Source organism: Streptomyces sp. NPDC002835, assembly GCF_053591995.1.
Genome location: NZ_JBSFUW010000010.1, coordinates 26,355 through 52,318, shown reverse-complemented (window position 1 = coordinate 52,318; position 25,964 = coordinate 26,355). Strand labels below are relative to the sequence as shown.

Below are 25,964 nucleotides of genomic sequence, written 5' to 3'. Positions count from 1 at the left end.
CCGGTGGTGACTTTCGCGCAGGCGCAGGAGCGCGCCGAGGAGTGGGTCAACGGCGATGTGCCCGCGTACCAGCATCGTGAGGTGCGGGTCCGTGAGTTCGACCTGGGGTTCGTCGTGTGGGCGGAGGACCGTGAGCAGGGCGCCCGTTCGGACGGTGGCCGGCAGCGGCTGGTGATCGCCAGGGACAGCGGTGAGGCGACGCTGTGGCCGGGGCTGCCGGTGGGTGAGGTGATCCGCCGGTACGAGGAGGAGTACGGGGTCCCGGACGCCGCGCCGGCGCCGCCCGCGGAGGCGCCGCAGCGGGTGGATCTGAATCAGACGTCGTTCCTGTTGAGCCCGCCGGAGTGGCTCCAGGACGCGGCGGACAGGCTGGGTATTCCGGACCGGCGGGCGTCGGCGGATTCGTCGCCGGGACCGTCGGATGTGTCGGGGGCCGTTTCGTCCTCGGAGCCGGGCGCGGGCCCGGGTGCGCCGGCCGCCGCGGCTTCGTCGGCGGGGGCCGACCGCTCGACGGATGCGGGGGAGCCGGACGCGTCGGGTTCGATCGGCGGCAACGCCTCGCAGGCGACGGGGAGTTCTTCGTACTCGTCGCTGTCGTCCCCTTCTTCGTCGTCCACGTCGTCGTCTTCCTCGTCCGCTTCGCCGGCTCCGGCGTCGGACGCGGGGTCGTCTTCCGGTTCTTCGGGCTCGTCGGGCTCCGGTTCCGTGTGGCCGGAGCCCGGGTCGTCGTCCGGTTCGGGCGCGGACGCGTCGCAGGGCGGGTCCGCGTGGCCGAACGCGGGGGCGGCCGACTACGAGCCGACGGCGTCGGACGGGGTGCCCGCCAACTCGTCGTCCGGCGGCACCGGCTGGACGGACACCAGTTCCGGGCGCGGGGACGACGCGTCCGTGCCGCTGCCGGCCACCGTGTTCGCGCCGCCGGTCCCGGCTGACGCCGAGCGCACTCCGCCGCCGGTGTCGGCGGACGCGCCCACGGCGCTGATGTCCGGCGGCAGTCAGCTGCCGAGGACCTCGATCGTGCCGGGCCTGGGCTCGCAGCAACCGCCGCAGTCCCCGTCCCAGCCGGGGCCGGATACCTCCGCGCCGTCCGTGCCTCCCGGTTCGACGCCGCCGCCCGGCCCGGGCGCCGGTGCGGCCGACATCGCGGACGCGGCGACGAGCAAGGCGGTGCTGCCGCCGCGCGGCGCACGCGGCGGTACGGGGGCGACGCCTCCGCCGCCGCCCGGCGCTCCCGGCACCCCGGGTGCCCGTCCGGGCGCGACGCCTCCGCCGGGGGCTCCCGGAGCTCCGGCCGGCGGCCACCTGCCCACCCAGATGGTCTCCCAGCTCGGCCCGGAGGGGCCGCGGCCGCCCGGTCCGCCGCCGGCCCCCGGTTCGACGCCGCCTCCCGGTGGTGGGGTGCATCATGCTGCGACGATGCTGGCCGGTCCCGCGCAGATGGGTCCGGGGGCTCCGCAGCCGCCCGGTCCTCCCGGCGCGCCGCGGCCGCCCGGTTCGACTCCGCCGCCTCCTGGTCCGCCCGCGCCTCCCGGTTCGACGCCGCCGCCCGGTGGTGGGGTGCATCATGCTGCGACGATGCTGGCCGGTCCTGCCCAGATGGGCCCGGGCGCCCCGCAGCCGCCCGGCCCGCCCGGTCCTCCCGGCCCGGTTCCTAACGCGCCGCAGCCTCCGATGGGCGGCGGGAGCCCGCCGTACGGGTATCCGCAGCAGCCCACCGGTGTGCCGACGGTCGGGCCCGGTTACCAGGCGGTGCTGCGCTACCGCGCGGCCGACGGTTCCGAGGCCCAGCTGATCCGCCGTTCCGCCCCGGGCACTCCGCATCCGGAGTGGCAGATCCTGCATGAGCTGCGTGCGATGAACGTGCCGCCGCAGCAGGTGCTGGAGCTGCACACGGAACTGGAGTCGTGCGAGCTGCCGGGTGCGTACTGTGCGCGGATGATCCGGGAGACGTGGCCGCAGGCGCGGATCACATCGATCGCCCCGTACGGCAGGGACCACGCCTCGCGTCAGCAGGGTATGCAGCAACTCCTCGCCCACCAGGGTGAGTTGCACCAGGTCGCGGACGGGCCCGCCCGTCCCGCGCCGGTGCGGGCCCCGCTTCCGCACGTGCCGCCGGTCCCGCCGGTCCCGCCGGAGGGTGTGGCGCAGGAGCTGGCGGCGGCGTTCGGACCGCAGGGTCTGTGCCGGTTCGACCAGCGGGCCGTGTCGCGTCAGGGCGTGCCGGAGATCGTGGCGGCGACCCTGGTGTGGGCGGGTCTGCCGGGTGACTTCAACCCGTTCTTCTGGGCGCAGCCGGCTCAGCCGGTGGTGCCGACGCTGGCGGAGCTCGCCGCCCAGCGCCAGGTGCAGCCGGCGTCGGACGCCGGTTCGTATCTGGTGATCGGCAGCGATTTCGGCCGCGCGATCTGCGTCCAGTACGGCACGGCGCACATCGTCGCGGTCCCGGTCGAGTCCGGCCCGGGCGGCCAGCCGGTGGCCCCGCAGTTCGTGAACACGGGTCTGCCGGAGTTCGTCCGCTGCCTGGCCCTGCTGGGCCGCATGTGGCGGCTGCGCCTGGGTCTCACTCCGGAGCAGGCGGGCCGCTGGACGGTCGACTTCCAGGCCCAGTTGACGGCCCTGGACCCGGCGGCACTGGCGTCGCCGGAGAGCTGGTGGTCGGTGCTCCTCGAGCAGATGTGGGACGGCCTGCTGTAGGGGCCTGTCCGACGGCGAAGGGCGCCCGGTCCGCGGATTGCGGACCGGGCGCCCTTCGCCGTTTTCAGGAGTTCGTCGGTGCGCCGGCGAGGATGGTGGGTTCCAGGTCCTCGTAGTCGCGGCGCTGGACGGCCCGGTCGTTGTCGAACAGGACGGACCCGAGCCAGCCGGCGAGGAAGCCGAGCGGGATGGAGACGAGGCCGGCCGTGGTGTACGGGAACCAGTTGAAGTCCTGGCCGGGGAAGATCGACTGCGGGGAGCCCGACACCAGGTTGCTGCCGGTCGTCAGGACGAGTGCGGAGACGCTGCCCACGATGAGCGTGGCGAGGAGTCCCGTACGGGTGTAGCGGCGCCAGAAGAGGGTGTAGACGAGGGCGGGTGCGACGGCGGACGCGCCGACGCAGAAGGACAGGGTCAGCAGCGCCTGGAGGTTCAGGTGTCTGGCGCCGGCGGCGATCGCGATGGCGACGAGACCGACGCCCGCGGCCGCGCCCCGGGCGATGGCCATCTCGGCGCGGTCGGTGAGCCTGCCTTCGCGGACGCCGTGCGCGATCAGGTCGTGGGCCAGGGTGTTGGCGCAGGCCAGGGTGATCCCGGCGACCGAGGCGAGCAGGGTGAGGAAGATCGCCGTCGCCACGGTGGTGAACAGCAGCGTCTCGACGGTGTTCGGGTCGGGGCCCATGACGGCCTGACTGACCATGAGGAAGGCGGTCTTGCCCTGCGGGTCGCCCGCGGCGAGTTCCTGGTGTCCGACGAGGGCGGCGGCGCCGAAGCCGATCACGGCGAGGAGCAGGCAGGTGACGACGACGATGGACACGGCCCAGGACATCGAGCGCCGCACGGCCTTCGCGTTGCGGGCGGTGAACATGCGCATGGTGATGTGGGGCAGTACCGCGGCGCCGAGTACGACGGTCAACTGGGTGCTGATCATGTCGAGTTCGTCGCCGGCGAACTGCAGTCCGGGGGTGAGGTACATGTCTCCGAGCCCGCTGCCCGCCTTGGCGGCGTCGATCAGCGCGGGCGCGCTGAAGTCGAAGCGGTCGAGGATCAGTACGGCGATGGCGGTGGCCGCGCCGAGCAGTACGACGGTCTTGACGATCTGGATGAAGGCGGTGCCCTTCATGCCGCCGATCGCCGCGTACGTGATCATCAGCAGTCCGAGGAAGATGATCGCGCCGGTCTTGAACCCGTCGGCGTGGAAGCCGAGGACGACGGAGAGCAGGTCGCCCGCGCCGGCGAGCTGGAAGATCACCAGCGGCAGCAGCGCGGTCAGGGTGACGGCCGCGGCGGTGATCCGTACGGCGGGCCCGTGGGCGCGGCGGCCGAAGACGTCGCCCATGGTGAACCGGCCCGCGTTGCGCAAGGGTTCGGCGAGCAGGAACATCATCAGGACCAGCGACAGCACGGTGCTCAGGGTGAGCGTCAGCCCGTCGTACCCGAGGAGCGCGATGATGCCGATGGTGCCGAGGACGGTTCCGGCGGAGATGTAGTCGCCCGCGATGGCGAGGCCGCTCTGCATGGGGGACAGGGAGCGGTAGCCGGTGTAGAACTCGCCGAGGTCGTCCCGGTCGGGCCCGGTCATCACGCACAGCAGCAGCGTCACGGTGATGACGGCGATGAACGCCATGAGGGACATGGTCTGTGCCTCGGAGCTGAACCCGTTCATGCGCGCGCACCTCCGGCCGGCTGCCGGCCGCCGTACGGGGCCGTCCGCTCCATGCGCTCCCTGACGGAGGTGACGAGCGGGTCGACGCGTCTGCGCGCGATGCGCTCGTACACGGCGATCGCGGCGAGAGCCACGGGCAGTTGGACGAGCCCCAGCACCAGCCCGGCCGTGAGACCGCCGCTGACCTCGCCGGTCATGAATCCGGGGGCGTACGCGGACAGGAGCAGGAAGAGGACGAAGTAGCCGAGGGCGGTGAGCGTCGAGACGCGCCGCAGTCTCCGGTAGGCCGAGCCGAGGCTTTGCAGTTCGCGGCTGTGCTCGTCGTCGCCCTGGTCCTGGTACGCGGCCTGCGGCCGGTCCCAGGGCTGCCGGCCGAAGTCCCACGCCGGGTCGGCCGTCTCCTGACGGTGCCGTCCGGGGTGGCTGGGCTGGCGTGGCGGATCAGGGAAGAGCTGGTGGTGGTACGACATCGTCTTGCTCCTTGCCGCCCCGAGGGTGGGCGGGTGGCGCTGGTGGTCCGCGTACGTTACTCACGGGTAGTGCGATCACGTAAGGGCTTCCCGACCAACTGGTATGTCGGTTCGGTGACAATCCTGTGCACGAGCGAACGAACTGGCGGTAACCGGGGGCGAAACGTCGCTCTTGCCCTGGATGGGCGGGAAATGCTCGGCGCTCACTCGCGTCCTCTGCGGAAGAAATGGCGAGGCGCACCGGTGGCCTGCCGGTCAGACTCGGGTGCATGACCGCGAAGATCACGCGTATCAACCCCGAGCAGCTGCATGAGACGCCCGGCTATCACCACATCACCGTGGTGGAGGCCGGTCGTACGGCCTACCTGGCGGGGCAGTGCCCCCTTGACCGCAGCGGTTCGCTCGTCGGCTCCGAATCGCTCGAGGCGCAGGTGGACCAGGTGGTCGCGAACTCCCTCGCCGCCCTGACGGCGGTCGGCGCCGAGCCGCAGCAGGTGGTGCGGTCGGTGATCTATGTGCGCAGCGACGACAGGGAGGACCTGGGGGTCGCATGGCGCCGGCTCACCGAATCAGCCCTCGGGCCGGCGTTCACCACGGCCGCCACGCTCTTGGGCGTCGCGCAGCTCGGGTACCCGGGACAGCTCGTCGAGGTGGATCTCACGGTGGCGTTGTCCGGCTGAGCCGTCTTCTTGGCGCGGTTGTCCGGGCGCGGCGTCGAGCTCGCACCACAGCAGCTTGCCGCTCCGGCCGAAGAGGTCGTCCCTGAGCGGGTAGCCGCCCCAGTTGACGGCGCAGTGCGCGACGATCCGCAGGCCCCGCCCACCGTCGGCGCAGGCGGGCGCGTGGGGCGGCAGCGCCCCTGCCGGGCGGTCGAAGGGGGCGGGGATCGCCGGGTTCGAGTCCCAGACGCTGATCCGGAGCCGTCCGCCGTCCATGTGCCGCAGGCGGAGGGGCGCTGGTCCGTCGGAGTGGCGGTACGCGTTGGTGACCAGCTCGGAGGTCAGCAGCTCGGCGGTGTCGAGTAACCGCGCCATGTCGTGGCCGCCCAGCACGGTGCGGAGGGTGTGACGGGCGACGCGTGCGGCGAAGGGGTGGTGGGGGAGTTGGAGTACGTACGACCAGGGGGTGGGCGGCGATACGGTGTCCACGGAAGTCTCCTGCGGGGAGGTGGAGTTGGATCACTCGACGGCGTGGCCGCGCGGTGGCAGTGCCGCGGGGTGCGGTGCGCTTCCGGCTTGTCGGCGGTGGTCTGAGTGGCGTGGCTGCACCGTAGAACAGGGTGGTGGAATACTTGCTACGGATTTACCGGAAACCTTCCTGAATTACGTCGTGTGAGTGACCTGCCTGTACGGACGTGCGGGGGATCGGGGAGCCGTGCCACCCAGTACCACGCCCACCCTGCGCCAGCAGCGGCTCGGGATCGAGCTGCGCAAGCTGCGGGAATGCGCCGGCCTGACATCGGTCGGCGCGGCTGCACTCCTCGGCATCAGTCAGGCGCGCATCAGCAGCATCGAATCCGGCCGTTACCCCGTGAGTGCCGAGCGCGTGCGCACCTTCGCCCGCAGCTACGACTGCGCCGACGAGGCGCTGATCGAGGCCCTCTGCGCGATGACCGGGGGACGCACCCGCGGATGGTGGGACGAGTACCGCGACTACCTCCCGGCAGCCCTCGTCGATCTCGCCGAGCTGGAGTACCACGCCCGTGAGTTGCATGTGGCTTTGGTCATTCACATCCCGGCCCTGTTGCAGACGACCGACCATGCCCGGGCGCTGTTCAAGGAGGTCGCGCCGCCACTGCTGCCGTATGAGGCGGAACACCGGCTCACCCACCGGATCAAGCGCCAGGAAGTCCTGTTCCGGCCTGATCCCATTGCCTATACGGCCCTGATCCATGAGGCGGCGCTGCGGATGGGCTTCGGCGGTCCGAAAGCCGCCCGCGCCCAGCTCCGGCACATCGTCAACATGAGTCAGCGCGACAACATCACTGTCCGGGTACTGCCCTTCGGCAGCGGAGCGTTTCCCGGAACGGGGCAGTCTGTCGATTACGTATCAGGGCCGGTGCCCAAGCTGGACACCGTGCAGGTCGACACTCACTTCGGCTGCGAGTACCTCGATGCCGAAGCCCAGTTGGTCAAGTTCCGTTCTGTCCTGGACCGCATGAAGGCCGCAGCTCTCGAGCCGGCCGAGTCCCGTGACTTCATCCATCGGCTCACCCGAGAAATCTGAGAAGAGGCGCGACGTGTCCACGTACCAGTGGCGGAAGTCCTCCTACAGCGGCGACGGATCCAACTGCGTCTGTGTCGCCGTCGCCCCCGACGGCACCGTTCGCCTGCGCGACAGCAAGGTGCCGGACGTCCTTGTGGCGACGCGTCCCGAGGTACTGGGCCGCTTCATCCGCGCGGCCGCCGACGGGCGCTTCGAGGCCTCCTGACGCGGGCCCGTCGAGGACCTCCTGCATACCGGTGCCCCGGGACACCGGTATACGAGCAGCTGGACGACATGCCACCGGGCGTGTGCCGCGGGGTCAGGTCCAACCGGCCGGCCTCACCTGTGGCGTCAGCAGGACCGGTAGTTGTACGCGGCGGGCAGGAAGCCGCGGCCCGGGGAGGCGAACTGCCAGTTGCCGCCGCTGCGGGCGCGGCGGACGGCGTAGTTGTGGTGGGTTCCGTCGTAGTGCCCGTACCGGAAGTCGCCGTCGGGGCCGGTGTCGCGGATCTTCTGGTTCACCTTGGCGAAGGTGAGCCTGCCGACCGAACCGTCAGGGGTCAGCCCGCGGTCGCGCTGCCACTTCACCGTGGCCGCGTGGGTCTGGTCGCCGAAGATGCCGTCGACGCCGGAGGCGGGCAGGTAGTTGTCGGAGTGGAGGATCATCTGCCACAGGCAGGTGACGTTGGAGGAGCGGTGCGTCCGGACGGTGACGACGCCCTCGTCGTTCAAGTCGCCGGTGAGATAGCTGGTGCCGTGCACGTAGGCGCGGCCGGTGTAGGAGCCGCTCGCGGTGGCGGGCGTGGTGATGGTGGCGCTGATCCCGAGAGTGAGGGCGGCCGCGGCGAGCGTGGTGGCGGCTCTGCGGATACGGCGGCGGTCGTTCTGCTGGGACAAGGGGTCTCCGTGAGGTGTCGTAGGCGGTTGGGCCCTGGGCGGTACTTCGGGGACCGTAGTGGCCGAAGTGGCGCCAGGGGTACGGGTGTTGCTGTCCCGCGACCAAGCGGGAGGCGCCCGTGACGACGAGACCGGGATCCTGATATTCCGGGCAGGGCGGGGGGACCCCTCGATGACCGGTGTTCGCCGCCGCTTCGGTGGGATGTCAGACCGAGGGTGAATCCTTGGGTGGCAGGGCAGCATGTCAATGACCTGGGGGAGGCGGCGTGATGAGGCGTACGGATGTGGCCCGGCAGCTCGGGGGATTCGTGCGGGAGCACCGTACCGACGGTGCGAGACGCATGCGGCAGGCAGGCATCTGGCTGGTGGTCGGGGTGGCGGGCACGGCCGTCGGCCTGCCGGTCGCGATCGCTTCCGTGGGTACCACCGACGGGGCCCCGGAGCTGGCGGGACTGCTTCTCGGGGTCGGTCTGATGGGGCTGGGCCTCGGGACCTGGGGCCTGGTGCACGCGTTCCGTACCAGGGAGCAGTGCTTCGACATCCATGAGCGGGGGTTCACCCACCGTGTCGCGGGAGCCGCCACCGTGATCCCGTGGGAGGACGTCGCGCAGGTGGGCGCCAGGGGCGGTGACGGCCGGCCGCTGGCCGATGCCCGGGGGATGGGTTCCACGTGCGAGATACGGCTGCACAGCGGACGCCGGATCCGTGTCGACAACTTCACGGAGGACCTCCGGGAGCTGGCGACGGTCCTCCATCAGGCCGTCCACCTCGGACAGTTCCCCCAGGGACGGGGCCGGGGAGGGGGCCGGGCAGGGGGCGGCCGGGGATAGCGCACCGGCCCGGCCAGCCGGCCGCCGCAGCCCGGCCCGGGACCCTGACTCGCGGGCGTCAGTCCGTCGGCTCCGTCCGGACCGGGAACCGCTTCGGCGCCACGAACAGCAGCACCAGCAGCGCCACGCCCGCCGCGGCCGCCGCGCCCACGTAGACGTGGTCGACGGCCGCGTCGACCGCGCGGCGCAGGCCGTCGGTGGCGGAGGCCGTCAGCGTGGCCGGGTTCTCCAGGGCGTGGGACACCGAGTCGAGGCTGCCGCCGCCGAGGCGGGAGAGCAGGACGGCGTTGGCGACCGCGCCGAAGAGGGCCGCGCCCAGGGACTGGCCGACCTGGCGGCAGAAGAGGACGGAGGCCGTGGTGGTGCCGCGTTCCGACCAGCCGACGGTGGACTGCACGCCGACGATCAGGGGGAGTTGGAAGAGGCCGAGCGCCGCGCCGAGCAGCAGCATGATCAGGGCCGGCTGCCACGGTTCGCCGGGGAACGGCAGCAGCGGGAAGGCCAGCAGGATCAGCATCGCGAGGCCCGCGCCGAGCATCGCGCACCGCCGGAAGCCGATGCGGGTGTAGACGCGGTCGGACAGGGCGGCGCTGACCGGCCAGCTCAGGGTCATGACGGAGAGGACGAAGCCCGCGGCGATCGGGCCGAGGCCGAGGACGGACTGCGCGTAGGTGGGCAGGAAGACGGTCGGGGCGACCATCAGCAGGCCCAGCGCGCCCAGGGCCAGGTTGACCGCCGCGATGGTGCGGCGGCGCCAGACCCAGCCGGGGATGATCGGCTCCGCTGCACGGCGTTCGACGACGACCGTGACGGCGACGAGGGCCGCGCTGCCGCCCAGCAGGGCCAGCGACGGGGCCGACAGCCACGGCCAGGCGATGCCGCCCTGGACGAGCGCGGTCAGCAGCAGTGTGCCGGCGGCGAAGACGCACAGGGCGCCGGCCCAGTCGACGCGCGGCCGGGTGGTGCGTGCGGGGCGGGCCGGTTCGGTGAAGTAGCGCAGGACGAGGAAGAGCGCGACCGCGCCGACGGGCAGGTTGATGAGGAAGATCCAGCGCCAGTCCGCGTATCCGGCGAGCAGCCCGCCGACGGCGGGGCCGGCGACCGCCGAAGTCGCCCACACGGTGGAGAGCCTGGCCTGGATGCGGGGGCGCTCGGCGAGGGGGTAGAGGTCGGCGGCGATGGTCTGCACCGTGCCCTGGAGCGCCCCGCCGCCGAGACCCTGGACGACGCGGAACGCGATGAGCGCGGCCATGTTCCAGGCGAGCGCGCACAGCAGGGAGCCCACGAGGAACAGGATGATCCCGGCGACGAGTACCGGCTTGCGGCCGAAGGTGTCGGACAGCTTGCCGTACACGGGGAGGGTGACGGTCACAGCGAGCAGGTAGCCCGAGAACAGCCAGGAGAAGACGGCGAAGCCGCCCAGGTCGCCGACGATCTGCGGCACGGCGGTCGACACGATGGTCCCGTCGAGCGCGGCGAGTGCCATGCCGAGCATGAGCGCGGCGACGACCGGGCCCCGGCCGCGGGGCGCCGCCGGGTGCGCGGCGGAGCCGGGCAGGCGTTTGGTGCGGCCGGTGCTTCCCATGGCGTCCCCCAGGTCCGTTCGTCATGCATCTAATTCCGGGGGACACCTTCTCACTTGAGGCTGACGCAGGGGGAGGGTGCAGTCTCGACCCTGGCACGTCCACCTTCGGGTGGAGTCCCCTAGGGGCTCCTCCTTACTTCTGTCCAGGGGACGTTCGTCCCGGCGGACGACGAGAAGGGCGGGTTGCGTTCCTTAGCTTGTACTTACGGCCGCAGCCGAGGCCCCCGGACACCAGCAGCACCGGACAGAAGTCACCGCAGCACCGGACGGAGGTCACGGGGGCGTCGGACGGAGGCCACCGGCAGCACCGGACGGGGGTGGGGAAAACCCCCGCACCAAGACTGCGCTGCGCACCAGCGCGCCGGACGGCTTCCGCCGAGAGACTTGACCCGTACCTGCGGCGACGCACCCGCACTGGTCCCGGAGCACCGCACCGGACCGCAGTTCCCACAGATTCCCAGAGCTAGGAGACCTACCGTGACTACGGCTGTAACCACCCCCGCATTCGGGGAGACCGGAGGGCGCACGGCCGTCGCCGCACGGGGGCGGCAGGTCGTCAAGGCGTACGGCACCGGCGAGACGCGTGTCGTCGCACTCGATCACGTCGACGTGGACATCGCCCGCGGGCAGTTCACCGCGATCATGGGGCCGTCCGGCTCCGGCAAGTCGACCCTGATGCACTGTCTGGCCGGCCTGGACACCGTCACCTCGGGGCAGATCTTCCTCGACGACACGGAGATCACGGGCCTGAAGGACAAGAAGCTCACGCAGCTGCGCCGGGACCGGATCGGCTTCATCTTCCAGGCGTTCAACCTGCTGCCGACGCTGAACGCCCTGGAGAACATCACGCTCCCCATGGACATCGCCGGCCGCAAGCCGGACGCCGCGTGGCTGAACCGGGTCGTCGAGACGGTCGGCCTCGCGGACCGCCTGAAGCACCGGCCGACCCAGCTCTCCGGCGGTCAGCAGCAGCGGGTGGCCGTGGCGCGTGCCCTCGCCGCCCGTCCGGAGATCATCTTCGGTGACGAGCCGACCGGGAACCTGGACTCGCGGGCGGGCGCCGAAGTGCTCGGCTTCCTGCGCACCTCGGTCGACGAGCTGGGCCAGACCATCGTCATGGTCACGCACGACCCGGTCGCCGCCTCCTACGCGGACCGTGTCCTGTATCTGGCCGACGGGCGGATCGTCGACGAGATGCTCCGGCCGACCGCGGAGGCCGTCCTCGACCGTATGAAGGACTTCGACGCGCGCGGGCGGACGTCATGACCATGCTCAAGACATCGCTGCGCAACTTCTTCGCGCACAAGGGCCGGATGGCCCTCTCGGCCGTCGCGGTGCTGCTGTCAGTGGCGTTCGTGTCGGGCACGCTCGTGTTCACCGACACCATGAACGCCACGTTCGACAAGCTGTTCGCCACCTCCTCGGCGGACGTGAGCGTCAGCCCCAAGGGGGCCACGGACACCGAGGCCCCGGCGACCGGCCGGCCGGAGACGCTGCCCGCCTCCGTCGTCGACCAGGTCGGCAGGGTCGACGGCGTGGAGTCCGCCGAGGGCGCCGTGTTCAGCATGAGCGTCACCGTCGTCGACTCCGAGAACAAGAACATGGGCTCCACCTCCGGAGCCCCGACGATCGCGGCCAACTGGACGAAGAACGAACTCAAGTCCATGGAGATCGCCTCGGGTCACGCCCCGCGCGGCCCCGCCGAGGTCATGGTCGACGGCGACACGGCCGACAAGCACGGCCTGAAGCTGGGCGACGAGCTGCGGACCATCGCGGTCACCGGTGACTTCACCGCGAAGATCTCCGGCATCGCCGCCTTCAAGGTCACCAACCCCGGGGCGACCGTCGTCTACTACGACACCGCCACCGCCCAGCGTGAACTGCTCGGCAAGGAAGGTGTGTTCACCCAGGTCCTAGTGGCCGCCGACGACGGTGTCAGCGACGAGGCGCTGAAGAAGAACCTGGCCGCCGCGCTGGAGCAGCCGTACAAGCTGCAGACCGCCAAGGAGTCGGCGGACTCGGGCCGTGAGGAGATCGGCTCGTTCCTCGACGTGATGAAGTACGCGATGCTCGGCTTCGCCGGGATCGCCTTCCTCGTCGGCATCTTCCTGATCGTCAACACCTTTTCGATGCTCGTCGCCCAGCGCACCCGGGAGATCGGCCTGATGCGCGCCATCGGGTCGAGCCGCAAGCAGGTCAACCGGTCCGTGCTCGTGGAGGCGCTGCTGCTCGGCCTGGTCGGCTCGATCGCCGGTGTGGCCGCCGGTGTGGGGCTGGCCGTCGGGCTGATGAAGATGATGTCCGCGGTCGGCATGAACCTCTCCACCGACGACCTGACCGTGAAGTGGACGACCCCGGTCGTCGGCATGGTGCTCGGCATCGTCGTCACCGTCCTCGCCGCGTACGTCCCGGCGCGCCGCGCCGGCAAGGTGTCGCCCATGGCGGCCCTGCGCGACTCGGGCATGCCGGCCGACGGCAAGGCCGGCTGGATCCGCGGCGGCATCGGCCTCGTCCTCACCGGGATCGGCGCGGCGGCCCTGCTGCTCGCCACACAGGCGGACAAGGCGAGCGAGGGGTCGATGTTCCTCGGCCTCGGTGTGGTGCTGTCCCTGATCGGTTTCGTCGTGATCGGCCCGCTGCTGGCCGGCGGTGTCGTACGGGTGATCAGCGCCGTGGTGCTGCGGATGTTCGGCCCGGTCGGCCGGATGGCGGAGCGCAACGCGCTGCGCAACCCGCGCCGTACCGGAGCGACCGGCGCCGCGCTGATGATCGGCCTCGCTCTGGTGGCCTGCCTGTCGGTGGTCGGCTCCTCGATGGTGGCCTCCGCGACGCAGGAGCTCGACAAGTCGGTGGGCGCCGACTTCATCGTGCAGTCCGCGGGCAACGACGGCCGCCCGATCGTGCCGCAGGCCCAGGAGGCGCTGGCGAAGGCCCCGGGCATCGAGCACGTCACCGAGTACAAGGGCGTCGACGCGAAGATCACCGCCCCGAACGGCAAGAAGGAGGACCTGCAGCTGGTCGCCGCGGACCCGACGTACGCGCAGGACCTGCGCCGCGAGACGGTGGCGGGCGAGCTGTCCGCCGCGTACGGCAAGGACGCGATGTCCGTCGGCAGCGACTACGCGGACAAGCACGGCGTGAAGGTCGGCGACACGATCAAGGTCGACTTCAAGAACGGCCGGCCGGCCGAGCTGAAGGTCGCCGCGATCACCTCCGACGACTCGAACGTCGACAAGGGCGCGATGTATCTGAACATCACGACCGCCGAACGGTACCTCCCGGCCGAGAAGATGCCCCAGAACATGATCATGTTCGCCAAGGCGGTCGACGGCCAGGAGAAGGAGGCGTACGCGGCGCTGAAGACGTCGCTCGCCGAGTACCCGCAGTACAAGGTGCAGAACCAGACCGACTTCAAGCAGGACCTGAAGGACCAGATCGGGCAGCTGCTCAACATCGTCTACGGTCTGCTGGCGCTCGCGATCATCGTCGCGATCCTGGGTGTGGTGAACACCCTCGCGCTGTCGGTGGTGGAGCGGACCCGTGAGATCGGTCTGATGCGCGCCATCGGCCTCTCGCGCCGCCAGCTGCGCCGCATGATCCGCCTGGAGTCGGTCGTCATCGCCCTCTTCGGCGCGCTGCTCGGCCTCGGCCTGGGCATGGGCTGGGGCACCTCGGCCCAGCAGCTGCTGGCGTTGGAGGGCCTGGGCGTCCTGGAGATCCCGTGGGCGACGATCATCACGGTCTTCGTCGGGTCGGCCTTCGTGGGCCTGTTCGCGGCCCTGGTGCCGGCGTTCCGGGCGGGCCGGATGAACGTACTGAACGCGATCGCCACCGAGTAGCTCGCCCGGGCGGGCCCGGTACGGGGGTCCCGGCCCGCCCGCAGGCACAGCCCCCGGGGCCCCGGGTGTCCGACACGGACACCCGGGGCCCGGCGCGTCGCGGGCGGCGGGGACGGGGCACGGCCGGGGCGCGCGGGGTTCGGCGTGCGTCGCCCGGCGCGCGGGACGTATCGGGCGCGTGGGGGATCGGGGCGCGGCTGTCACACCCGCGTCGTACGCTGGGAGCCCCCCGGCCCGTTCGACGTGTCGGGTCCTTCGCGTTGTCCCGTCATGGCGGGTGCGGCGCGGTGCCACCCCCCTCGCTCCTCCTGGACGGAAGCCCTTCATGAGCCTGCACGGTCTGCTCGATGCCGTCGTACGCGACCCGGCGCTCGCCGAAGCCGTCAGGGCGGCCGGCGACGGCCGCCGGACGCATGTCGACCTGGTGGGGCCGCCCGCCGCGCGGCCCTTCGCCGTGGCGGCGCTGGCCCGCGAGGCCCGCCGCACGGTGCTGGCCGTCACCGCCACCGGGCGGGAGGCCGAGGACCTGGCCGCGGCGCTGCGGTCGCTGCTGCCCGGCGAGGGCGTCGTCGAGTACCCGTCGTGGGAGACGCTGCCGCACGAGCGGCTCTCGCCCCGCTCCGACACCGTCGGCCGCCGTCTCGCCGTGCTGCGCCGCCTGGCACACCCGTCGCCCGACGACCCGTCCGCGGGCCCGGTGCAGGTCGTGGTCGCGCCCGTGCGGTCGGTGCTCCAGCCGCAGGTCAAGGGCCTCGGCGACCTGGAGCCCGTGGCGCTCCGCACCGGGCAGCAGGCCGACCTCGAGGAGGTCGTGGCGGGGCTGGCGGCCGCCGCCTACGCGCGGGTGGAACTGGTCGAGAAGCGCGGCGAGTTCGCGGTGCGCGGCGGCATCCTGGACGTCTTCCCGCCCACCGAGGAGCACCCCCTTCGGGTGGAGTTCTGGGGTGACGACGTCGAGGAGATCCGTTACTTCAAGGTCGCCGACCAGCGTTCCCTGGAGGTCGCGGAGCACGGGCTGTGGGCGGCGCCGTGCCGTGAGCTGCTGCTGACGGACGAGGTGCGCCGGCGGGCCGCCGCGCTCGCGGAGGCCCATCCCGAGCTGGGCGAACTGCTCGGCAAGATCGCCGAGGGCATCGCCGTCGAGGGCATGGAGTCGCTGGCCCCCGTCCTCGTCGACGAGATGGAACTGCTGCTGGACGTGCTCCCCGAGGGCGCGATGGCCGTGGTGTGCGACCCGGAGCGGGTGCGTACGCGGGCGGCGGACCTCGTCGCCACCAGCCAGGAGTTCCTCCAGGCGTCCTGGGCGGCGACCGCCGGCGGAGGAGAGGCCCCGATCGACGTCGGCGCGGCCTCGCTGTGGGGCATCGCGGACGTACGGGACCGGGCGCGCGAGCTGGGCATGATGTGGTGGTCCGTGTCCCCGTTCGCGGCGGACGCCGCCGACGCGGAGGACGACACGCTCAAGCTGGGCATGCACGCCCCGGACACGTACCGGGGTGACACCGCGCGGGCGCTCGCCGACACCAAGGGGTGGCTGGCCGACGGCTGGCGGACCGTGTTCGTGACCGAGGCGCACGGCCCCGCGGCGCGTACGGTCGAGGTGCTCGGCGGCGAGGGCATCGCGGCGCGGCTGGACGCGGACCTCCCGGAGATCTCGCCGTCCGTCGTCCACGTCGCCTGCGGCTCGATCGACTACGGCTTCATCGACCCGGCGCTCAAGCTGGCGGTCCTCACCGAGACCGACCTGACCGGCCAGAAGGCGGCCGGCAAGGACGGCCAGCGGATGCCGACCCGGCGCCGCAAGACCATCGACCCGCTGACCCTCGAGGCCGGCGACTACATCGTCCACGAGCAGCACGGCGTGGGACGGTACGTCGAGATGGTGCAGCGCACCGTCCAGGGCGCGACCCGCGAGTACCTGCTCGTGGAGTACGCCCCCGCCAAGCGCGGCCAGCCCGGCGACCGGCTGTACATCCCCACCGACCAGCTCGAGCAGGTCACCAAGTACGTGGGCGGGGAGGCGCCGACGCTGCACCGGCTCGGCGGCGCGGACTGGACGAAGACGAAGGCGCGCGCGAAGAAGGCGGTCAAGGAGATCGCCGCGGACCTGATCAAGCTGTACTCGGCCCGGATGGCGGCCCCCGGCCACGCCTTCGGCCCGGACACCCCCTGGCAGCGGGAGCTCGAGGACGCGTTCGTGTACGTCGAGACGCCCGACCAGCTGTCCACGATCGCCGAGGTCAAGGAGGACATGGAGAAGACGGTCCCGATGGACCGGCTGATCTGCGGTGACGTCGGCTACGGCAAGACGGAGATCGCGGTCCGGGCGGCTTTCAAGGCGGTCCAGGACGGCAAGCAGGTCGCGGTCCTCGTCCCGACTACCCTCCTCGTCCAGCAGCACTTCGGCACGTTCACCGAGCGGTACTCGCAGTTCCCGGTCGTCACCCGCGCCCTGTCCCGCTTCCAGTCGGAGACCGAGGCCAAGGCGACGCTGGAGGGGCTGCGGGACGGCTCGGTCGACATCGTGATCGGCACCCACCGGCTGTTCTCGTCCGAGACCAGGTTCAAGGACCTGGGCCTGGTCGTCGTCGACGAGGAGCAGCGCTTCGGCGTCGAGCACAAGGAGCAGCTGAAGAAGCTGCGGGCCAACGTGGACGTGCTCACCATGTCCGCGACGCCCATTCCGAGGACGCTGGAGATGGCGGTGACCGGCATCCGCGAGATGTCGACGATCACCACCCCGCCGGAGGAGCGCCACCCGGTGCTGACCTTCGTCGGTCCGTACGAGGAGAAGCAGATCGGCGCGGCCGTGCGGCGCGAACTGCTGCGCGAGGGCCAGGTCTTCTACATCCACAACCGTGTCGAGTCGATCGACCGGGCGGCGGCCCGGCTGCGGGAGATCGTGCCGGAGGCCCGGATCGCCACGGCCCACGGCCAGATGGGCGAGAGCGCCCTGGAGCAGGTGGTCGTGGACTTCTGGGAGAAGAAGTTCGACGTACTGGTCTCCACGACGATCGTCGAGTCGGGCATCGACATCTCCAACGCCAACACCCTCATCGTGGAGCGCGGCGACAACTTCGGCCTCTCCCAGCTGCACCAGCTGCGCGGCCGGGTCGGGCGCGGGCGGGACCGCGGTTACGCGTACTTCCTCTACCCGCCGGAGAAGCCCCTCACCGAGACCGCGCACGAGCGCCTCGCCACGATCGCCCAGCACACCGAGATGGGCGCGGGCATGTACGTCGCCATGAAGGACCTGGAGATCCGCGGCGCGGGCAACCTCCTCGGCGGCGAGCAGTCGGGCCACATCGCGGGCGTCGGCTTCGACCTGTACGTCCGCATGGTGGGCGAGGCGGTCGCCGACTACCGGGCGTCGCTGGAGGGCGGTGTGGAGGAGGAGGCACCGCTCGAGGTCAAGATCGAGCTGCCCGTCGACGCGCACGTCCCGCACGACTACGCCCCCGGCGAGCGGCTGCGGCTCCAGGCGTACCGGTCGATCGCCTCCGCCAACACGGAGGAGGACATCAAGGCGGTCCGCGAGGAGCTCACCGACCGCTACGGCAAGCTGCCGGAGCCCGTGGAGAACCTGCTGCTGGTGGCGGGCCTGCGGATGCTGGCGCGGGCCTGCGGCGTCGGCGAGATCGTGCTCCAGGGCGCGAACATCCGCTTCGCGCCGGTGGAGTTGCGCGAGTCGCAGGAGCTGCGGCTGGGGCGCCTGTACCCGCGTACGGTCATCAAGCCGGCGGCCCACCAGATCATGGTCCCGCGCCCGACGGCGGGCAAGATCGGCGGCAAGCCGGTGGTGGGCCGTGAACTGCTGTCGTGGACGGGCGAGTTCCTGACGACGATCCTGGGTTCGTAGGACTCAGGGCTGCCGCCGGCCTGTTATTGCGCGGCCGGCCGGCCGGCGTCGTCGGCGAAGAGCAGGTCCGCGAGCGAGCGGAACGCGTCGGCGGGGTCCCGGTCGCCCACCGCGTCGTCCAGGTTGCGGGTCAGCAGCAGGTTGGCGTAGCCGTGGGCCAGGGACCAGGCCGCGATGCCGGCGGTGCGGGGGTCGCCGGCCGCGTCCAGGCCGGCGACCCCCGCGCGCAGTTCGGCCGAGGCCCGCTCCTGGGCCGCCAGCAGCCCGGGGTCGTCGCCGCGGTACAGGTCGGGCCGGAACATGACCTGGAAGTGCGCCGGGTGGCCGAGCGCGAAGCGCACGTACGCGACGCCGCGTTCCCGCAGGTCCGGGGCCTCGGACAGGGCGTGGGCCAGCAGGTCGTAGCCCTCCGCCGCGATGGCCGTCAGCAGCCCGGTCCGGTCCTTGAAGTGGTGCGCGGGGGCCGCGTGGGAGACGCCCGCGCGGCGGGCGAGGTCGCGCAGGCTCACGGCGGACGGGCCCTCGGAGCCGATGACGTCGAGGGCCGCGGTCAGGACGGCCCGCCGCAGGTCGCCGTGGTGGTAGGTGCGCTCGCTGCTCATGATCCCCAGGCTACGCGGAATCTAGGCATTGACAAGTTTGCGGCGGCCGGGCAATCTTGTCGATGTCTAGATGGTATGGAGGCGCAACCATGACCGACGAACTCGGACGCGTGCGGCAGATGTGGCATCTGCTCGAGCCCCTGCACGCCGTGCTCTACTACGCGCCGCAGGCCTTCGAGGAGGCCGCGGCCCTCGGCCACCGGACCGACGAGCGCTGGCCCAGCTACTTCGCCTGGCGCGCGGCGCCGCTGGGAGAGGCGGGCGCGGCGCAGGTGGGCTCGGCGTTCTACAGCTTCAGCCCGGCGATGGTCCGGGAGTACGTCCCCGCCGTCTGGCGCGCGGCGTCCCCCGCGCAGGTCCTCGCCGCCCGGCTGCGCGCCGTCGACCGGGCGTACCGGGACCTGCTCGGCGACGCCGTCGCGTCGAAGGAGCTCGCGGAGGCCGCCGAGCTCGCCCGGCGTGCCGCTGAGGCCGCGGACTGCGCGGGGCGTCCGCTCGCCGCCGCCAACGCCGCCCTCCCCTGGGCCGGCGCGCCGCACCTCGTGCTGTGGCAGGCCGCCACCCGCCTGCGCGAGCACCGCGGCGACGGCCACCTCGCCGCACTGCTGACGGCCGGTCTCGGCCCCGCCGAGTCACTGGTCTCCTTCGCCGGCGTCGGGGCCGCCCCGGTCGAGACCTTCGCGAGCCGCGGCTGGAGCGATGCGGAGTGGACGGCGGGCCGCGAACGGCTCATGGCCCGCGGCCTGCTGGCGGCGGACGGCACCGCCACCGCCGACGGGCGCGCCCTGCGCGCCGAGGTCGAGCGGCGTACGGACGAGATGGCCGCCGCACCGTGGGCGGCGCTCGGCCCGGACGACACGGCACGCCTGTCCGAGCTGCTCGGCCCGTACTGGGTCGCGGTTGTCGGCTCCGGACTGCTGCCCGCCCAGAACACCCTGGGTATCGGCAAGGTCTGAGCCCGGCAGTACCGTACGGACCGTGAACAGACGTGGGGTGGTCCGGGGAGGGGCGGCGGCGCTGCTCGCGGCGGTGCTGGTGACCGGTTGCGACGGTGTCGGCATCGACGGCGGCGGCGACGGTGACGGTGGCCCGTCGCGGGCCGCCCCGGCCGGCGGCGGCACGAGTCCGCTCGCCAACCCGCAGGGCACCCGGCCGGGTCTGGCCGCCCTCGCCACCGAGCAGGAGCGGACCGACGCCCGCGCCCTGATAGCGAAGGTGGCCACCAAGGGCCGCGGCCCGAAGACCGGTTACGACCGGGACGAGTACGGCTACGCCTGGATGGACACGGCCGACGGCGTCCCCCTGGCCCGCAACGGCTGCGACACCCGCAACGACATGCTCGCCCGCGACGGCCGGGGCCTCGCCTACCGCGCCGGCTCCGACTGCGTCGTCGTCGAGATGACCGTGTACGACCCGTACACCGGCCGGACCATCGAGTGGCGCAAGAAGAAGGCCGCCGAGGTGCAGATAGACCATGTGGTGCCGCTGTCGTACAGCTGGCAGATGGGCGCGGCCCGCTGGAACGAGGCCAAGCGCCGGCAACTGGCCAACGACCCGCTGAACCTGCTGCCGGTCGAGGGCCGGGCCAACGGCGCCAAGAGCGACTCCGGCCCGGCGTCGTGGCTGCCGCCGAACAAGGCGGTCCGCTGCTCGTACGCGGTGCGCTTCGCGCAGGTCGCGGTGAAGTACGAACTGCCGGTGACGACCGCCGACAAGCGGATCATGCTCGCCCAGTGCGGCGGCTGACTGTTCTGTCCCGGGAGGCGGCGGCCCGGCGGCTGTGACGCGGTTGTGCGTGGCGGTCGGGCGGGTTGTGCCCGCATGTGTGCCGGTTCGCCGACGGGTGGATGAGCACGAAATGAACAGTGGTGAAAGGCGGTTGCCGGGGCCGTCCTTCCGGCCTTTTCTCCGTCTAGGGTGCATCGACGCCGGACCGATCAGGAGACACGTCGATGAGCAGTGGTGCCGTGGCCGAAGCGCCCAGGACGAAGGCGCCGGAGGCACGGCAGGCCAAGGTGGAGATCGCACCGCTGCCCTCCCACAACCGGATGCGGGCCCTCGACGGTCTGCGTATCCTCGCGGCCCTGGCCGTGTGCCTGTACCACTACGCGGGCAAGTCGTCGGTGGGCCATGCCTGGGGCGACTCTCCCAGGGAGCTCTTCCCCGGCCTGTCCTCCGCGGCCGTCTACGGCTGCCTGGGCGTCCAGCTGTTCTTTGTCATCAGCGGCTTCGTCATCTGCATGAGCAGCTGGGGCAAGTCGCTCGGCCACTTCTTCCGCTCCCGGGTCTCGCGCCTCTACCCCGCGTACTGGGTGGCGATCGCGCTGACCACGGCCGCGTGCGTGGTACTGCCGTCGGTGATCGAGCCGCTGCGGTTCGACGAGGTCCTGGTCAATCTGACGATGCTCCAGCAGCCGATGGGCGTGGAGCGGGTGCTCGGCGTGTGCTGGACGCTGTGGGTGGAGGCCCGGTTCTACCTGCTGTTCGCGCTGTTCGTGGTGTGGAAGGGCGTCACCTACCGGCGGGTGGTCGTCTTCTGCTGCCTGTGGACGGTCGCCGGGGGGCTCGCACGGGTCGCCGACCACCCCCTCGCCGACGAGATCGTGATGCGCGACCACGCCCCCTTCTTCATCGGCGGGCTCGCGCTCTACCTGATCCACCGGTACGGCAGCGATCTGCTGCTGTGGGGCATCGTCGCCGTCAGCTGGGCGCTCGGCCAGCGCTACTCGATCGTCGAGCTGTGGCGGCCCGACTCGGCGAACGTCTACATCGAGCGCAGCCCGTACGTCATCACCGCGATCGTGACCGTCGCCTTCGGGCTGGTCGCCGCCGTGGCGCTCGGGTGGCTGCGGTGGGCGAACTGGCGCTGGCTCACCGTGGCGGGAGCCCTGACCTACCCGTTCTATCTGGTGCACGAGCATGTGGGCTGGTTCGCCATCGCCGTGCTGCACCGGAAGTTCGAGCTCGGGGCCTGGCCGGCGCTGGTGGCGGCGGTGGCCTCGATGCTGCTGCTCGCGTGGTTCATCCACCGGCTCGTGGAGAAGCCCTTCGGGCCGAGGATGCGCCGGGCCATGGAGAAGCAGGCGGCCCGGCTGGCGGCGGCCCCGGAGGCGGCGCGGGGTTCCGCGCGGACCTGAGAGTCCGAGGGGGCCGGGTTCCGCGCGGGCCTGAGAGTCCGAGGGGCGGGTTCCGCGTGGGCCCGAGCCGCCGGTGGCACGGGAAAATTCGGTGGGGGACCATGATCGGCACTGGTTAGCCTGCCGCCATGGAACTTGAGATCACCACCCTCGCCGAGCGCCCCGAACTGCACGACCCGATGTGGCAGATGCTCGACACCTGGGACGAGTTCATCGTCAACGACCCGGTCGGCTGGGCGTACATCGGGCGGATCGTCGGCGAGCTGCCCGAGTACGTGCTGGTGGCGACGGATCCCGAGGGGAAGGTCGTGGCCCGGGCGTTCAGCGTGCCGCTGGCCATGGACGTGGACGGCCGCCGGGAACTGCCCGCCGGCGGCTGGGACCAGGTGATGCTGTGGGCCTTCTCCGACCTGAGGCACGGCCGGAAGCCGGACACCGTGAGCGCGATCGAGATCACGGTGGCGACGGACCGGCAGGGCCGGGGGATATCGGGGCGGATGCTCGCCGCGATGCGGGACAACGTCCGCCGCCTCGGCTTCGGCAGGTTCGTCGCACCGGTGCGGCCGAGCGCGAAGAGCGCCGAACCGAGGACGCGGATCGACGAGTACGCGTACCGCACCCGCGAGGCGGACGGCCTTCCGCACGACCCCTGGCTGCGGGTGCACGTACGGGCCGGCGGCGTCATCGAGAAGGTGGCGCACACCTCGATGACGGTCTCCGGCTCCCTGGAGCAGTGGCGCGCGTGGACCGGGCTGCCGTTCGACACCACGGGCGAGGTCGAGGTCCCGGGCGCGCTGGTGCCGGTGCACTGCGAGGCGGAACGGGGCTACGCGGTCTACGTCGAGCCGAACGTATGGGTGCGCCACCGGTTGTGACACGGGGTGTGGCCGACGTACGGGGACGCGGCCGGGGACGCCGCCCTGTTCGGCGGCGTCCCCGGCCGGCTGACTGGCCCGAGTCGGACGGTCAGACCGTCAGCTCCCACTGCGAGGCGTCGTACTCGAAGCCGGGGGAGACCTCCACGGTCAGGTTCTTCGCGTCGGCCGGGGCGTCGAAGGCGACCGTGACCGTGGCCTTCTTGCCCGGCAGGATCGTGCCCTCGAAGCCGCCGCCCGTGTCACCGTCGAAGATCTGCTCGGCGGTCACGCCGTCCTTGCCGGCGCGCGCGTCGACGGTGACGAGGCTCGCGTCGTACTTCTCCTTGCCGCCGTTCTCGATGGTGACCGTGACCTGGTAGGCCTTGTTGCCCTCGGTGTGGCCGATGGCGAACTCGGTGGGCGAGTACGGCTTGGGCGCGGAGACGGTGACCTGCACGTCGTCGTCGTAGACGGACGTCTCGTCCGCGCCGAGGGCCTTGCCCTTGTCCGCGGCCGGCTCGTCGCCCGAGCCGTCGGCGCCGCCCGCGGAGGCGTCCTTGGGCGCGGTGTTCTCGACGGCCTTGTTGAGCTCGTCGACCGCCTCGTCCACCGCCATCACCGTGACGATGCCGATGATGACGCTCACGATCAGCGCCAGCAGGCCCAGCACCGTACCGGCCGTCGCCGTGCCCTTGTTGGTGGCCTCGCCGCGCTTGGCGCGGCCCAGACCGACGATGCCGAGGATCAGGGCGAGCAGCCCGAGGACGGTGCCGATCCAGAAGAGGAACGGGATCACGCCGAAGAGGATGCCGATGATGCCGAGCACCAGGGCGGCCGTGCCGAGGCCGTTGCGCGCCGGGCCCGGCGCTGTGAACTGACCGGGCGCTCCGCCGTGCGGCTGCTGCGGGCCTGGCTGCGGCTGTGTGTACTGAGACATGGGTCCCCCCCAATGGTTGTGGCGGGCCCGTTGTCGTGACCCGACGTGCTGTTCCGGGGTCAATCAGAGCAGAGCGTGTGAACCGAGTCAACATGAAAGCTTGTTGAGTATCGCTTCACGCCTGTGAATCGCTCACGGTCCGTGAACCGGGGTACAGTGCCGAACACGTGGAAGCGGACGGGGGACATTCGGGTGCCGGACAACGAACCAGAAGTGACCGCCGCGGAGATCGCCCGCCTCGCGGGCGTGGGCCGTGCCGCCGTCAGCAACTGGCGGCGCCGGCACGGGGACTTCCCCAAGCCCGTCGGCGGCACGGAGACCAGTCCCTCCTTCGCCCTCGCCGCGGTCGAGCGCTGGCTGCGCGACCAGGGGAAGCTGGCCGAGGTGCCGCTGCGTGAACGGGTCTGGCAGCAACTGGCCGGCCACCCGGCCGGAGCCGCCACCGCCCTCCTCCACGCCGGCTGCGCGCTCCTCCTCGTCCACCACCGGCCGTCCGGCTGGCCCGCCCTGAGCGCCGTCTCCGACATCCGCATGGCCGAGCTGCTGCCCGCCGCGTTCGAGGAGGTGCTGACCCTGCGCTTCGATGCGCCCCGAGCCGTAAGAACGCCTCACGAGGGCGAGTTGGCGCCGTCCGTGCCGTTGATGCGGGGGGCCGCCGCGCTCGCCGCGGAGACCGGGGCCCGCCAGGCGTTCGAGTTCCTGCTCGGGCGCCATCTCGACGCCGGCCCGCGCCACTGCACGCCCACACCGGCCGAGCCCGCCGCCCTGATGGCCGCCCTCGTGGGACCGGCCGGAACCGTGCTCGACCCCGCCTCCGGGACCGGCACCCTGCTGCGCGCCGTCGACCGCCCCACCGCGCTCCACGCCCAGGAGGCCGACCCCGACCTGGCCGCGCTCACCGCGCTGCGCCTCGCCCTGCACACCGAGGCCGAGGTACGGGCGGCGGCCGGCGACGCCCTGCGCGCGGACGCGTTCCCCGCGCTCGCCGCCGACGCCGTCCTGTGCCACCCGCCGTTCAACGAGCGCAACTGGGGCCACGAGGAGCTCGCCTACGACCCGCGGTGGGAGTACGGCTTCCCGGCCCGCACCGAGTCCGAGCTCGCCTGGGTCCAGCACGCGCTCGCCCGGCTGCGCCCCGGCGGCACCGCCGTGCTGCTGATGCCGCCCGCCGCCGCGTCCCGCCGCTCCGGACGGCGCGTCCGCGCCGGCCTGCTGCGCCGCGGCGCGCTGCGGGCGGTCGTCGCCCTCCCCGCCGGCGCCGCGCCCCCGTACGGCATCCCGCTCCACCTGTGGGTGCTGCGCAGGCCCGGCGCCACCGAACGCCCGTCGCCGGAGCTGCTGGTCGTCGACACCGCCACGGCGGAGCACGCCGCGGCGGGCCGCGACAGACTCGACTGGCAGGCCATCCGCACCGCGGTGCTCGACGCCTGGCAGCCCTTCGAGCGGCACGGGACCGTGGCGGAGACCCCCGGCGTCAGCCGGTGCGTCCCGGTCATCGAACTCCTCGACGACGACGTCGACCTGGCCCCCGCCCGCCATCTGCCGCCCCCCGCGGCGGGCGGCGGGGCCGCCGAACTGGCCCGCGTACGCGAACGGCTGACGCACACGCTCGGCCGGACCACCGAACTCACCCCCCGGCCGCCCGCGCTGCCCCCCGCACTCGCCGCACCCCCGCACTGGCCCTCCACCACCGTCGGTGAACTCGCCCGCGCCGGCGCCCTCGTCCTGTGCGCCGGCGGCGCCGGCTCCGCACCGGCGGACGGGCCCGTCGCCGTCCTCACCGAACAGGACGTCCTCGCCGGCCGGAGCCCCTCCGGCACGCTCCCCGCAGGCGCCGAGGAGGAGCCGGTGCTGATCGAGGCGGGCGACGTCGTCGTGCCCGTACTCGGGGCCGGCGCGGCCGTGCGCGTCGCGGACGAGGAGCTGGCCGGCGCCGCGCTCGGCCGCAACCTCCAGCTGCTGCGGCCCGACCCGGCCGCGCTCGACCCCTGGTTCCTCGCCGGTTTCCTGCGCGGCAGCGCCAACCAGCGCCAGGCCAGCAGCTACGCGTCCACCGCGACCCGGCTCGACGTCCGCCGCCTCCAGCTGCCCCGGCTGCCCCTCGCCGAACAGCGGCGCTACGGCGACCACTTCCGCGCGCTGGGCGAATTCGAGGAGGCGCTGCGGCTGGCCGGCCGGCTGGGCGAACGGCTGGTGCGGGGACTGCACGACGGGCTCACGGACGGCAGCCTGTTGCCGGACTGACCCGCACGGAAGCGGCGGAGGCCGTCGAGGCGCGCACGCGTCGCTTACAAAGCGGTGTACCGGACAACGGTTCGGTACATCCGGCAACCGCTTGTGGGTGTCGGTGTATACGCTTCAGTCCACTCGACTCCTCGTCCCCCGT

20 protein-coding genes are annotated in these 25,964 nt (G+C 72.2%); 13 read left to right on the top strand and 7 right to left on the bottom strand.

Annotation, left to right across the window (positions count from 1 at the left end):
* Positions 1-3 precede the first annotated feature (3 nt).
* Complete coding sequence (locus tag ACWD01_RS13465) at positions 4-2,694, top strand: SUKH-4 family immunity protein (protein WP_451161206.1); 2,691 nt, start codon at positions 4-6, stop codon at positions 2,692-2,694.
* A 64-nt stretch (positions 2,695-2,758) separates the two neighbouring features.
* On the opposite strand, the gene ACWD01_RS13460 is transcribed toward ACWD01_RS13465, so the two are convergent.
* Positions 2,759-4,360 carry a sodium/solute symporter gene (locus tag ACWD01_RS13460; protein WP_451161204.1) on the bottom strand — a complete coding sequence of 534 codons (1,602 nt, stop codon included), beginning with the start codon at positions 4,358-4,360 and terminating at the stop codon, positions 2,759-2,761.
* Positions 4,357-4,830, bottom strand: coding sequence for a DUF485 domain-containing protein (locus tag ACWD01_RS13455; RefSeq protein ID WP_451161202.1), 474 nt, complete (start codon positions 4,828-4,830; stop codon positions 4,357-4,359). The genes ACWD01_RS13460 and ACWD01_RS13455 overlap by 4 nt, the downstream gene beginning before the upstream one ends.
* A gap of 269 nt (positions 4,831-5,099) precedes the next feature.
* On the opposite strand from ACWD01_RS13455, the gene ACWD01_RS13450 reads away from it, so the two are divergent.
* Positions 5,100-5,510: a RidA family protein gene (locus tag ACWD01_RS13450; RefSeq protein WP_451161200.1), complete on the top strand. Its 411-nt coding sequence runs from the start codon at positions 5,100-5,102 to the stop codon at positions 5,508-5,510.
* Here the strand turns inward: ACWD01_RS13450 and ACWD01_RS13445 are convergent.
* The gene (locus ACWD01_RS13445) at positions 5,400-5,978 is read right to left on the bottom strand and encodes an ATP-binding protein (protein WP_451161198.1); all 579 of its coding nucleotides are present in this window, start codon (positions 5,976-5,978) and stop codon (positions 5,400-5,402) included. The two genes, ACWD01_RS13450 and ACWD01_RS13445, sit on opposite strands and share 111 nt — an antisense overlap.
* Before the next feature lie 226 nt (positions 5,979-6,204).
* Between ACWD01_RS13445 and ACWD01_RS13440 the strand changes: the two genes are divergently transcribed.
* Both ACWD01_RS13440 and ACWD01_RS13435 read left to right on the top strand, forming a co-directional pair.
* Complete coding sequence (locus tag ACWD01_RS13440) at positions 6,205-7,056, top strand: helix-turn-helix domain-containing protein (RefSeq protein WP_451161196.1); 852 nt, start codon at positions 6,205-6,207, stop codon at positions 7,054-7,056.
* Between the two features lie 13 nt (positions 7,057-7,069).
* On the top strand, positions 7,070-7,261 hold the full coding sequence (locus tag ACWD01_RS13435; RefSeq protein WP_451161194.1) for a DUF397 domain-containing protein: 192 nt from the start codon (positions 7,070-7,072) through the stop codon (positions 7,259-7,261).
* A 125-nt stretch (positions 7,262-7,386) separates the two neighbouring features.
* Here ACWD01_RS13435 and ACWD01_RS13430 read toward each other — a convergent pair whose 3' ends face one another.
* On the bottom strand, positions 7,387-7,932 hold the full coding sequence (locus tag ACWD01_RS13430) for a peptidoglycan-binding domain-containing protein (RefSeq protein WP_451161192.1): 546 nt from the start codon (positions 7,930-7,932) through the stop codon (positions 7,387-7,389).
* 341 nt (positions 7,933-8,273) lie between these two features.
* Here ACWD01_RS13430 and ACWD01_RS13425 point away from each other — a divergent pair, with 341 nt between their 5' ends.
* Complete coding sequence (locus ACWD01_RS13425) at positions 8,274-8,762, top strand: hypothetical protein (protein WP_451161190.1); 489 nt, start codon at positions 8,274-8,276, stop codon at positions 8,760-8,762.
* A 58-nt stretch (positions 8,763-8,820) separates the two neighbouring features.
* Here the strand turns inward: ACWD01_RS13425 and ACWD01_RS13420 are convergent, their stop codons facing one another.
* Positions 8,821-10,347, bottom strand: a complete 1,527-nt coding sequence (locus ACWD01_RS13420) for an MFS transporter (protein WP_451161188.1) — start codon at positions 10,345-10,347, stop codon at positions 8,821-8,823.
* A gap of 477 nt (positions 10,348-10,824) precedes the next feature.
* Between ACWD01_RS13420 and ACWD01_RS13415 the strand changes: the two genes are divergently transcribed.
* The 3 genes from ACWD01_RS13415 to mfd all read left to right on the top strand — a co-directional run bounded on the left by ACWD01_RS13415 (position 10,825) and on the right by mfd (position 18,045).
* Positions 10,825-11,613, top strand: coding sequence for an ABC transporter ATP-binding protein (locus tag ACWD01_RS13415; protein WP_451161186.1), 789 nt, complete (start codon positions 10,825-10,827; stop codon positions 11,611-11,613).
* Positions 11,610-14,186 carry an ABC transporter permease gene (locus tag ACWD01_RS13410; RefSeq protein ID WP_451161184.1) on the top strand — a complete coding sequence of 859 codons (2,577 nt, stop codon included), beginning with the start codon at positions 11,610-11,612 and terminating at the stop codon, positions 14,184-14,186. Before ACWD01_RS13415 ends, ACWD01_RS13410 begins: the two co-directional genes overlap by 4 nt.
* A 325-nt stretch (positions 14,187-14,511) precedes the next feature.
* The gene (mfd, locus tag ACWD01_RS13405; protein WP_451161182.1) at positions 14,512-18,045 is read left to right on the top strand and encodes a transcription-repair coupling factor; all 3,534 of its coding nucleotides are present in this window, start codon (positions 14,512-14,514) and stop codon (positions 18,043-18,045) included.
* Positions 18,046-18,068: 23 nt separating this feature from the next.
* Here the strand turns inward: mfd and ACWD01_RS13400 are convergent, their stop codons facing one another.
* Positions 18,069-18,647 (bottom strand): TetR/AcrR family transcriptional regulator, encoded by a 579-nt coding sequence (locus ACWD01_RS13400; protein WP_451161180.1) that lies wholly within the window; start codon positions 18,645-18,647, stop codon positions 18,069-18,071.
* Positions 18,648-18,736: 89 nt separating this feature from the next.
* Here ACWD01_RS13400 and ACWD01_RS13395 point away from each other — a divergent pair, with 89 nt between their 5' ends.
* The 4 genes from ACWD01_RS13395 (at position 18,737) to ACWD01_RS13380 (ending at position 22,659) form a co-directional block, all read left to right on the top strand.
* On the top strand, positions 18,737-19,603 hold the full coding sequence (locus ACWD01_RS13395; RefSeq protein WP_451161178.1) for an SCO6745 family protein: 867 nt from the start codon (positions 18,737-18,739) through the stop codon (positions 19,601-19,603).
* A 22-nt stretch (positions 19,604-19,625) separates the two neighbouring features.
* Positions 19,626-20,393: an HNH endonuclease family protein gene (locus tag ACWD01_RS13390; protein ID WP_451161176.1), complete on the top strand. Its 768-nt coding sequence runs from the start codon at positions 19,626-19,628 to the stop codon at positions 20,391-20,393.
* Between the two features lie 206 nt (positions 20,394-20,599).
* The gene (locus ACWD01_RS13385) at positions 20,600-21,784 is read left to right on the top strand and encodes an acyltransferase family protein (RefSeq protein WP_451161174.1); all 1,185 of its coding nucleotides are present in this window, start codon (positions 20,600-20,602) and stop codon (positions 21,782-21,784) included.
* A gap of 128 nt (positions 21,785-21,912) precedes the next feature.
* Positions 21,913-22,659, top strand: a complete 747-nt coding sequence (locus ACWD01_RS13380) for an N-acetyltransferase (RefSeq protein ID WP_451161173.1) — start codon at positions 21,913-21,915, stop codon at positions 22,657-22,659.
* 91 nt (positions 22,660-22,750) lie between these two features.
* On the opposite strand, the gene ACWD01_RS13375 is transcribed toward ACWD01_RS13380, so the two are convergent.
* Complete coding sequence (locus tag ACWD01_RS13375; protein ID WP_451161171.1) at positions 22,751-23,578, bottom strand: DUF4190 domain-containing protein; 828 nt, start codon at positions 23,576-23,578, stop codon at positions 22,751-22,753.
* A 192-nt stretch (positions 23,579-23,770) separates the two neighbouring features.
* On the opposite strand from ACWD01_RS13375, the gene ACWD01_RS13370 reads away from it, so the two are divergent.
* The gene (locus tag ACWD01_RS13370; RefSeq protein ID WP_451161169.1) at positions 23,771-25,822 is read left to right on the top strand and encodes an N-6 DNA methylase; all 2,052 of its coding nucleotides are present in this window, start codon (positions 23,771-23,773) and stop codon (positions 25,820-25,822) included.
* Positions 25,823-25,964: the final 142 nt, after the last annotated feature.